Origin of the sequence: Rhizobium sp. NZLR1b, assembly GCF_019685155.1 — a bacterium.
In the GTDB taxonomy this organism is placed as follows: Bacteria; Pseudomonadota; Alphaproteobacteria; order Rhizobiales; family Rhizobiaceae; genus Rhizobium.
This window is the reverse complement of sequence record NZ_JABDWC010000024.1, coordinates 92,218-99,528: the sequence shown is the minus strand read 5'-3', so window position 1 is coordinate 99,528 and position 7,311 is coordinate 92,218. Positions and strand designations below refer to the sequence as shown.

The following is a 7,311-nucleotide window of genomic DNA, read 5'->3' as shown; positions in this document are numbered from 1 at the left end:
CCGCCGACCAAGCTCGATGATGTCTAACCGGCTCACATCTGGCCGGCAATTGTCCTTATATACGTCCATAAGGACAATCGGCCACATTCAAATCAAACCGACAAGGCGGCCCACGCCGGATGCGTACCCCGAATTCGCCTAAATTTGTCGTGTTTGTTACGAATATGTTTGAAATCCCAGGATCCCAGGCGGGAGTCTGCGCAATCTAATCCTGATCCTGTGCTTGAGCCTTCCTGCTTATGCTGAGTGTCCGGCCGAAGTGGGGGCGCTTCACATCAATAGAGCCAAATACGCTGACCGGGAAGCGACTTCGGTGGGGCATTGCCAAAGCGATTGAATTCGTCGTCGCCCATATAGTGAGATTGAAGCGATTTCGCACAATGTATGGCTAGTCCAAGACCTTGCAATCTTCTGCTTTCCACGAAACCGTCACCGGTGTTCCGCCGGAAAAGTGAGCCTGCCCCCGGTTCTGCCGCTTCACGGTAATTGTCTCATCACCACAGCGGACCAGGTACCGCGTCATTTCGCCGAGGAACAGTGCGTTTTCGACCACGCCGTCGAGCGCGTTGGGCAAATCCGCTCCCACCGAACGGAAGTCGATCTCGACGTGTTCCGGACGAACAAACATCCAGCCGTGATCGCCGTCAATCTGCCCAGACAACTGCGCCGCCCCGGGTGTGTTGCCTGCCAGGGTAACCCTGCCTGCTCCGTTTTCGATCACGTCGACGCGACACGGAATCATGTTGGATTCGCCGACGAACGATGCGACGAACCGGTTCCTCGGCCTGCCGTAGAGCGTCTTGCTATCGTCCACCTGAACGAGTCGGCCTTCGTTGATAACTGCGATTCGATCCGACATGGTCAGCGCTTCATCCTGATCATGGGTCACGAAGACAACTGTCATATTCAGTTCCTTCTGAATACGCATGATCTCAATCTTCATGTGCTCCCGGAGATTGCGATCAAGCGCGCCGAGAGGCTCGTCCATCAACAGAATGCTTGGATTGAATACGATGGCTCGGGCCAGTGCGATGCGCTGCTGCTGGCCACCAGAAAGTTGGTTGGGATAGCGGCCGCTATACTGTTCCATTTTCACGAGTCGCAAGGCGCGCGCAACGCTGCTCTCAATTTGAGCTCGGGTCGACTTGCGAACCGTGAGGGGAAACGCCACATTCTCCGCGACAGTCATGTGAGGAAATAGTGCATAGTTTTGAAACACCATGCCGATACCGCGCTCATAGGCGGGAAGCTCTACGATGGAACGGCTTCCCAGAAAGATATCGCCTGACGTCGGCGTTTCGAACCCTGCTATCATCTTCAACGCAGTCGACTTTCCGGAACCGGACGGTCCGAGGAAGGTCACAAACTCACCTGGCTGAATTTGGAGATTAAAGTCCTTCACAACCTGAAGCGGGCCGTAGAACTTTTGGATGTTTTTCATTTCAAGGCTTGTAGACATTTTTCGCCTCCAGTCATTCGGCAATATTGTTAGAGATGCGCGTGTTATGACGCTCCCGGATGAACTGCACTGCAATGATTGATGCCGTCACAAGGACAACGATCAAGGTCGATGCCGTGCTCAGCAACGGATCAACCTGGTAGGCAATGTCGCCCCAGAACTTGATGGGCAATGTTGGTGTTTGCCGTCCCAGCAGAAAAATGCCGACAAGGAGTTCGTCGAAGGATGTCAGGAAAGCCAACAGTCCCGCCGTAAGGAGAGCAGGTTTGAGAATGGGTAGCGTGACAAGTCGAAGTGTTTGTAATGGACGAGCTCCGTGCACTGCAGCTGCTGGCTCTAGGGACTGGTCAAAATTTCTCAGCGCGGCAGCCATGACCACGATGACGTAGGGCACGGCGAGCAGGACATGCCCCATAACCAGCCCGCCGAAGGTGCCGAGTATGTGTAGCTTTGCTTCGAAGACGTATAGCGAGGTTGCGATAATGACCACTGGCACCATCAAGGGGGAAAGCGCAAACAGGAATAGCGCTTTCTTGAATAGAAACTTTGTCCGCACCAGCCAAAACGCGCCCATCGTGCCTATGATCGTCGCAACGCAGGCGGCGGCGATACCCAATTGAACCGAAAAGAAGAACGACTGGTGCCATTCTGTAGCACTCGCCAGCTTTTCCCACCAACGAAGCGAAAATCCTGGGGGCGGAAAGACGACGAATGAAGACGAACTGAAAGACAGCACCACGACGACAATCAACGGCGCCGTCAAGAAAAAGAGTATGAGGATAGTGTATACCCACAACCAACGGGAATTGCGGGTGAGGATGGGTTTTGTGAGAAAATGCACCGATGCCTCGACAGTGTAGAGAAGAGGACCGATCGATCGTTTCACTTTCTTGAGCAGCCGTGCCGCTGCGCGTGGTTCTTCATCGGTGAGGGTGACTGTTGACGATGACCATATCATTTCCAGCGGGATAAACAGGCTCGCAACGAATAGAATGGCGATTGTCACCATAAGCAGCACGATGGACGAAGCATATCCGAGTTCGAAGTTCAACAGCGTTGTCATCTGCGCGACAATCAGTTGTGAGATCATTGTGTCACTCGGGCCGCCCAACAGGGCAGGGGTGATGTAGAATCCGATGGCGGAAATGAAAATCAGGACACCTGCAGAAAAGATACCCGGTAGTGTCAGTGGGAAATAAACGCGCAGGAATGCCTGTACCGGCTTTGCCCCCAGTATCTGGGCGGCTCTGGCAACATCATGGTCAATGCGCACCATTGACGAATACATTGTGAAAATGGCGGTCGGGATGAAGACATGGGCCATACCAACGACCACAGCAAAAGTGGTGTTGAGCAGGGTCAAGGGTTCATTGATTAAACCCGCCCAAACCAGAGCGTTGTTTATGATACCTTCGCGACCAAGTATGATCATCCAGGCGTAGGTTCTAATTAGGAAGGCAGTGAAAAGCGGAATCAGCAGGAAAATACTGACGGTGGACAATGAACGTGACTTAAGCTTGGTCAGTAGATAAGCGACCGGGTATCCGGCAGCGAGGGATACGACTGTCACGATCAACCCGATCCGAAGGGTATAAAACAGTATGTTCAAGTTCGTCTCGCTCGAAAAAACGCGAGCGTAGTGACTGAAGTTGAATTTCGCTCCTTCGAAACTGCCCCAAACGATATAGGACAGCGGAACCGCCAGAAAGCCGATCAGGAGGATGAGGAGCGGACCCGAAACCAGAGCCCCTCTAATCCAGCGATTTTCTAACAGCGAGTTCATGACGGTTAGCCTCTTTGCCGGGCGCTTTATACCAGTGCCGCTCGCGCTTTCCTGTACCAAATTCATAACTTTCACTCCGTCGCTGCTCCGAATGCAGCGCTAATGATTCCCGCTCGGGGCATATTTCACCCGCAATAGGTTTCTCGACTGCGGCCAGCCACAACGAGCAGAAAACGGCTTGGAAGGAGCACTATTACGCGTTGGCCTCATAAGCCTCTTCTTCTGACGGCATCTAATTCAAGAAATCTTCAGAAGTTGGAGGGTTTCCACGCAGCTCGCGATGTCCCAAACATCAGCTTCATTCCTGTTCCCGTTTTTTTGCGGTATATTGTTATGCAATATCTTATATTGGAAAAACGGGAACGTCAAGGCGTTTTTGATTTTGCCGTCTGTGGTAGATTGTCGGAGGCAAGGGCCAGCTTAAATCAAAGATCCTCACCCTTGCGCCCAACCATTCGCCCGCGATAGGCTCGGGCTTTCTGGATCGATGCGGCAGGACGATCGTGTGAGGATGAAAGCGTTCTGCGGCTCTACGCCCGGACGCGTTTGCAACCATTTGCGGCTCTTTCGCCATTTTTTTTAAGAATTCCGGTACCGGCAGCCACACGGACCCAATCCTGTCGCTAGCAAACTGGGTGTTGAGGATCGTCGTGGCGAGGCTAAGCGTATTCGGACTGGCCCTAGAAATAGCCAATCTTGCGGAACACTATTTTGCCTGCGCCTCTTCAACAATGGTCAACAGCGCTTCACCTTTGCGGATGGAAGGGTGAGTAATACGCCAAAGGACGAATCCCGTCGCGGGAGCAAACACCTCGTCCAGGACATCTCCAAATACGTCGCGCACTGAGCCGAGACGCTGCCCTTGCCTCACGATGGATCCCGGCTCGACTTCTGCATGAAAATCCCCATCGCTAGGACATTCAACCCAGATGTAGCTGTCGCATAATGAGCGTCCATTGGTGGCCGATGACGGTTGGGAATCTATAATTCCGAGCAACCGGGCTACGTTCAATACTCCCTCGACATGAAAGGAAATATCGGCTTCGCTCAAAAGACCATTCGACCCGGCCTCGGTCATTATGGCGATCTGCTTGCGCAAAGCGCACGCTGTCGGAGGTCGACCCGGTTTCTTCATATATTCCGGGCCAAGGGCAAGCACGATCTCACTGTTGAAGCACATTGCAACGTTGCATGCCGCGGCGTCGAATTCATCATCACCCGTGCGCTGGAAAATGGTGAACCAGGATACCTTCTCTTTCAGATCCCCTCCATGCATGTCGATGTAGCAGTCTGCGCCCTTGACCCACTCGTTGAGGACTGCGTCGCAGAGGACTTCGGAAAAGGTCCCGTCGGTTCGACCGGGGAACATATGGTTGATGTTCTTGCCGTCGGCGGGGCACACGTACTCACTATATTTGTGGATGGCTGGCTGATTGATGACGGGTACAATTGACACTGACCCCTTCATCTTTTCGGGCTCGAAAAGCCTCTGAAGCCGTATGGACGCCTCGATGCTAGATACTTCATTGACATGCACTCCGGCAGACACACAAAGCCGGGGGCCAGGTTGCGTTCCTCGGATTTCGCATAACGGCCAAGTATAATCCCCCAAGACCTCGTTGTCGAAGCGGAATGTTCCTCGGAATACGCCTTCTTCACCGTATCTGCAGCTATTCTCTTGAGCGGTTATCTTCATTTTATGATCTCAACGTGATTTTCGGAACCGCCGCCATAGGCCATGTTCACCCGTCAATTCTATTGCATAATAATATCCTATATTGTAGCTTGGCCATGTCAAGGGACGCTGCATGGCTCCCGTTCACAGTGACGATTATGCCGGGGATCAGCGCGGGGCTTCAGCCTTTACACGCGCATTGAATAGCAATATGCACTACCGCATTCCATTTTTAGTTTGAGAGGCACGATGCTTGATCGCGGCGGTAAGGGCAAGAGCGGAGTCAATCCACCTGCTTCGTTCGAAAAGACCAACGTGGATGAGCGTCTTTATCTTGGCACCATCGAAAAGGGGATGCTCGTACTAGACACGTTTTGCTCAAATCCGCGCCCAATGACATTGGCTGAAGTCTCCGAGGCTTCCGGCTTGAACAAAAGTGCGACCCAGCGCGTGCTCTACACTTTGCGGGCGCTCCGGTATCTGACCCATAGTGAAACTACTCGCCAGTATTCACTTTCTGTCAGAGCCATGGACATTGGCAACGCGTATTTGCGAAGCAATCCGATCGTGGAAGCGACGTTTCCTTATTTGCTGGAGGCGAACAAGCGTTCACAGGAGACGGCCAATCTGACGGAACTCGATGGTTCTGACATCGTGTTCATCTCACGTGTGCCGAGTAGAAGCGTGATGAGTTCATATGTCACGATTGGGACGCGTCTTCCTGCTTTTGCGACCGCGCCAGGTCGTGCAATCCTCGCAAACCTGGACCCGAGCGTAGCAAGCGAGATCCTCAAAGCACCTTCCTTCGACGCTCTAACTCCCTTTACGATCCAAGACCGCCAGAAGTTGCTCGATGAGCTGGATAATGTGCGCAAGAAGGGGTTTGCCATCGCAAACCAAGAGGCAATGCTCGGCGACATTTCAGTCGCTGCACCGATTTTCGGGTATGATAACAGAGTGGTCGCAGCGGTTAACATCGCAGTTTCCACCGCTAACTGGACCATTGAACGAGTCGAAGCTGAACTCAGTCCGATTACCGTCGAGATTGCTAGGCAGATGTCTAAGGTAGCGTCGCAGTACCGGAGAGCCTGAAGCCGCCACCCTGAGGGGGGGTGGCGCGAGCACACTTTCCGGCGAGTTGTCATGCTTGGAATCTTCTGCGGAGGAGCATATCTCAGGCGTCGTTACGTCCATACTGTAATCGGTTTTTTGAGGACGTATTGGATAACGTTTGCGACAATAGACGGTTTGACCGTTAGAGCCAGCGGATTGGTGATCGAATTCGCAAGTGACCGCAGGGCCAATCCTCGATGACGTTCAAACACTGAGAATTTGTGCCTGCCATCTACCCACCTCCGGGAAATTCGCGCCTACCACCAGCTAGCACCATACGTGTCGGGTTGGCGTAACCGCGCTCCCGCTCCTGCAAAATCCTTTCTTATATCGATTCCGAGCGACCTATGCACCGGATGATCGTTGCCCGCTCTCGTTTCCCGGTCGCTGAAACGCGAGGAATGACCGGGTCACATTCCACCGACCTGCTTAAACGCGCTTGACTTCACGAACCGGTTCGTCACATTATGCGATATATAATATTGCATTCCAATGAATGGTGGATCATGGATCGCTACATAATCGTTGAAAGAAGAGACGAGGTCGCAGTGGTCACACTGAATCGGCCCGAAATTCTGAACGCCTGGCACAAGCCAATGCGGAGCCAGTTTGTTGAAGCACTCGTCGACCTCGAGGAGGACAGCACTGTCCGTGCGATTGTACTGACCGGGGCAGGGGACAGGGCATTCTGTGCCGGCCAGGACCTCAACGAAGCCAAGTCCTTTGACGGAGAGACAGGCTCCGAATGGATCGCTGAGTGGGAGCGGCTGTACGGGGCAATTCGCTCGCTCTCCAAACCTCTCGTTGCGGCTTTGAATGGTGTGGCCGCCGGCTCCGCATTTCAGGTTGCGCTGCTATGCGACTTTCGCATCGGTCATGCCGGAGTACGCATGGGTCAGCCTGAGATCAATTCCGGGATCGCCAGCGTAACCGGGCCGTGGATCATGCGCGAGATGCTTGGATTGGCTCGAACAACCGATCTGACGCTTAGCGGCCGACTGATGGGTGCCGACGAATGTCACTCCGTCGGGATCATCAACAAGATTGTTCCGCAGTCAGACGTCCTGACAGCTTCGCTTTCACTCGCCCGTGAGCTTGGCGTCAAGCCTCCAGTCGCCATGCGCCTCGATAAGCAATGGCTGCGCGAAATGACCGAGCTTGGGTTCCGCCAGTGCCTGGATGCGGCAGTCCGGATCCACCGGGAAGCCTACGCGTCGGGTGAAACAGCTCAAATGATGGAGAAATTTTTGGCGGAACGGGCATCTCGAAAGGCGTGACTTT

At 53.5% G+C, this 7,311-nt stretch carries 5 protein-coding genes; 2 read left to right on the top strand and 3 right to left on the bottom strand.

The features are described from left to right. Window positions 1-388: 388 nt before the first annotated feature. The 3 genes from HJB84_RS26985 to HJB84_RS26975 all read right to left on the bottom strand — a co-directional run bounded on the left by HJB84_RS26985 (window position 389) and on the right by HJB84_RS26975 (window position 4,938). On the bottom strand, window positions 389-1,459 hold the full coding sequence (locus HJB84_RS26985) for an ABC transporter ATP-binding protein (RefSeq protein ID WP_131702600.1): 1,071 nt from the start codon (window positions 1,457-1,459) through the stop codon (window positions 389-391). 13 nt (window positions 1,460-1,472) lie between these two features. Then, window positions 1,473-3,308, bottom strand: a complete 1,836-nt coding sequence (locus tag HJB84_RS26980; RefSeq protein ID WP_168277087.1) for an ABC transporter permease subunit — start codon at window positions 3,306-3,308, stop codon at window positions 1,473-1,475. A gap of 640 nt (window positions 3,309-3,948) precedes the next feature. Next, window positions 3,949-4,938 (bottom strand): succinylglutamate desuccinylase/aspartoacylase family protein, encoded by a 990-nt coding sequence (locus tag HJB84_RS26975; RefSeq protein WP_131702603.1) that lies wholly within the window; start codon window positions 4,936-4,938, stop codon window positions 3,949-3,951. Window positions 4,939-5,166: 228 nt separating this feature from the next. Here HJB84_RS26975 and HJB84_RS26970 point away from each other — a divergent pair, with 228 nt between their 5' ends. Both HJB84_RS26970 and HJB84_RS26965 read left to right on the top strand, forming a co-directional pair. After that, window positions 5,167-6,009 carry an IclR family transcriptional regulator gene (locus HJB84_RS26970; RefSeq protein ID WP_131702604.1) on the top strand — a complete coding sequence of 281 codons (843 nt, stop codon included), beginning with the start codon at window positions 5,167-5,169 and terminating at the stop codon, window positions 6,007-6,009. 527 nt (window positions 6,010-6,536) lie between these two features. Further along, complete coding sequence (locus tag HJB84_RS26965; RefSeq protein WP_168277086.1) at window positions 6,537-7,307, top strand: enoyl-CoA hydratase/isomerase family protein; 771 nt, start codon at window positions 6,537-6,539, stop codon at window positions 7,305-7,307. Window positions 7,308-7,311 lie beyond the last annotated feature (4 nt).

Bases quoted from the DNA above. Each gene is read 5' to 3' on its own strand.
- HJB84_RS26985 (WP_131702600.1), bottom strand. From the start codon at position 1,459: ATGTCTACAAGCCTTGAAATGAAAAACATCCAAAAGTTCTACGGCCCG.
- HJB84_RS26980 (WP_168277087.1), bottom strand. From the start codon at position 3,308: ATGAATTTGGTACAGGAAAGCGCGAGCGGCACTGGTATAAAGCGCCCG.
- HJB84_RS26975 (WP_131702603.1), bottom strand. From the start codon at position 4,938: ATGAAGATAACCGCTCAAGAGAATAGCTGCAGATACGGTGAAGAAGGC.
- HJB84_RS26970 (WP_131702604.1), top strand. From the start codon at position 5,167: ATGCTTGATCGCGGCGGTAAGGGCAAGAGCGGAGTCAATCCACCTGCT.
- HJB84_RS26965 (WP_168277086.1), top strand. From the start codon at position 6,537: ATGGATCGCTACATAATCGTTGAAAGAAGAGACGAGGTCGCAGTGGTC.